This window comes from uncultured Streptococcus sp. (assembly GCF_938036805.1).
Classification (GTDB): domain Bacteria; phylum Bacillota; class Bacilli; order Lactobacillales; family Streptococcaceae; genus Streptococcus.
Genome location: NZ_CALHWC010000090.1, coordinates 1 through 2,718, shown reverse-complemented (window position 1 = coordinate 2,718; position 2,718 = coordinate 1). Strand labels below are relative to the sequence as shown.

The 2,718-nt window shown below is 42.5% G+C and carries 3 protein-coding genes; all 3 read right to left on the bottom strand.

Features of this window, described 5'->3' with window-relative positions; genetic code table 11:
- Positions 1 to 424 (bottom strand): thiamine pyrophosphate-dependent enzyme (locus tag Q0191_RS03650; protein ID WP_297663933.1); only part of this gene is annotated, 424 nt, incomplete at its 3' end.
- Positions 425 to 722: 298 nt separating this feature from the next.
- Positions 723 to 1,889 (bottom strand): acetyl-CoA carboxylase biotin carboxylase subunit family protein, encoded by a 1,167-nt coding sequence (locus tag Q0191_RS03645; protein WP_297663932.1) that lies wholly within the window; start codon positions 1,887 to 1,889, stop codon positions 723 to 725.
- A gap of 27 nt (positions 1,890 to 1,916) precedes the next feature.
- The gene (locus tag Q0191_RS03640) at positions 1,917 to 2,657 is read right to left on the bottom strand and encodes an esterase family protein (RefSeq protein WP_297663931.1); all 741 of its coding nucleotides are present in this window, start codon (positions 2,655 to 2,657) and stop codon (positions 1,917 to 1,919) included.
- Between the last annotated feature and the right edge of the window lie 61 nt (positions 2,658 to 2,718).

The following is a 2,718-nucleotide window of genomic DNA, read 5'->3' as shown; positions in this document are numbered from 1 at the left end:
AGACAACAATCTTACCTGTCTTATGCATTTGCTGGGTCAGAGCTGCTCCGACAGCGATTCCCATACCGCCACCTACAATACCATTGGCACCAAGGTTTCCAGCATCCAGATCGGCAATATGCATAGAGCCGCCTTTTCCTTTACAAGTACCATTATACTTACCAAGGATTTCAGCCATCATACCATTCAGGTCAATGCCTTTAGCAATGGCTTGACCGTGTCCACGGTGATTAGAAGTGATTAAATCATCCGGGTTCAAAGCTAACATTGCACCAACGTTTGCTGCTTCCTCACCAACTGAAAAGTGAGTCATGCCTGGAACTTTTCCTTTTTTTACAAGTTGCGCAATTTTCAAGTCCATGCGACGGATTTCTTCCATCTTACGGAACATCTCTAATAAGAGAGATTTATCTAAAGTTGACATTTCTTTGCCTTTCTAAAACGCTGTTCAATCGTGAATTAAGACAATCGTTGGTAGCTAACCAAGTCGTACTGGGCTTTCATGAATATCCCACGCGCTCGAATTGTACTATAATTCCGAATGATACAGGGTATAAGCATTATTTATTTCCCTTCTATTCTAACCAATGTTGAAAGCACTGTCAAAAGTTTTGCTCAGATTTTTTCACAAAGAAAAAATCAGCATATCGCATGGATACGCTGATTGATGAAACAAAAATAACAATTTCACAAACTATTATTCCTAGATTTTTTGAATGCTTCTATTCTGCTTTCTTTCCAAAGTCAGCAATCATTTCTTCCATCTGCTCCCGACTTGGAGTGGTCAGCATGTAGAGATAGTCTCCTTGCAACTCTGCAAAGGCCGCTGGCATGTCTTTTTTGACTTTAAAATTATCCCGATATTTCTCTAGCAAATCCGCCTCTGAATAAGCATAATGTGAGCTTGCGCGACGAGACGTTGCCAAGCAGAATAATGGCTCTACGTCTGACTCAGGAAAAGGCTCACCCACCACAATATTCGCGTATCCACGATAGAGATCAATCGAATGAGCATAGTTATAAACATCGATGGTAAAGCCACCTGCTGGACGATTATTGTATTCGATAGCTATATAATCACCGTCTTGACGGAAAAACTCGATATGGAAAAAGCGCTCTCTCATGCCAAATGCTTGGACGATGGCCTCGCCATAAGCACGAAGTTTTGGATCCATCTTCTTGAGGATATAGTAAGAATTATCCATTTTATAAAGCATGAGGTCTAGCGGGGTATAGGCGTAGTCAAAAGTCGTTGAAAAGACTATATTTCCCTCAGAATCAATCAGCCCATCAAACGTACAAATCTCACTAGAAGTCACAAATTTTTCAAAGAAATAGACGGTTTCCTGATCCCACTCAGCCTTGAAATGCTCAACATCCGCAGCTGTTTCAATCTTAAACGTGGCTGCAGCTCCTACTCCATTATCTGGCTTGGCAATCAGAGGCAGACCGATTTCTTTGACAGCCTGATCCACATCTGATAGTTTTTTAACAACCTGGCCTGGAACGACTGGCACACCAGCTTTTTTAAAGAGTTTCTTCATCTCTGATTTGAACTTGGTCTTTTTCAGATCATTCGGTTTGGCTCCAAAAACGTTGAATTGTTCACGCAATTGGGCATCTTGCTCCAGCCAGTATTCATTGTGGGATTCAATGCGGTCAATCGGTCCATGTTTGTAGAAAAGGAAGGCTACCGCACGTTTCACTTCGTCCAGATTTTCCAAATTGTCAACACGGAAATACTCGGTCAATGCGTTCTGGAGGCCTGGACCTAACTGCTCATAGGGCTCCTGTCCGATACCAAGCACTCTAATGCCCTTGTTAGCCAGCTCAATCGTAAACTGCTGGAAATTTTCCGGATAATAAGGTGAAATAACAATATAATTCATAGCAAGACTTCCTTTCTACTTAACATTTTAGAGATTTAACTGGCTCAAGAAATAAGGCATCTGCTTGCGCCACCAAATCCAATCATGGGAAACATCATGGCCCCATTCAGCAAACCAAGCTGGAATATTTTTGTGCTCGCAGGCTTCTTTCAGTGTATAGAATGAAGGAAGACCATCCTGCTCCCAGTCGCCCAAACCGGTACAAACAATAATATCAGCCTGTCGATAGCGGTCAATAAACCAGCCATCATTTTGGTTCCAGATATAGTCAGCTGGCGAGTTTTGATAAATAGCTTCATCGTTCAAATTGTCACCAACAAAGAAGCGTGCGTCATAGACACCACTGAGGGCAATCACTTTATTGAAAACATCTGGATGCTGGAGGAAGAAATTGACAGCATGATAAGCCCCCATAGAGCAGCCTGTCGTCATCATTGAGTCAAACCAGCCTGTCTTGTGTTTGATAAAGGGAATCGCTTCTTCAATAACATAACGCTCATAAGCACGGTGCATCTCAGCACGGTCATGGGGATGTTTCCAGTCAGCCAGCCAGCTTTCGCTATCTACGCTGCTCAAGGTGAAAAATTGCACCTTCCCTGTCTCGATGAACCAAGAGCAGGCTTCAATCATGCCGAAATCAGCATATTCATTGTGAGAACCACCTGACGAAGCAAAGACTACTACTGGAACACCAGCATGACCGTAACGATTGACATACATTTCACGGTTCAAATGACCGCTCCAATGACTTAAAAATTCTACATGCATTTCTTTTCTCCTTTTTGCTTCTTTTCCTACCACTTTTCACTGATAAAGCGGAAACAGTCGG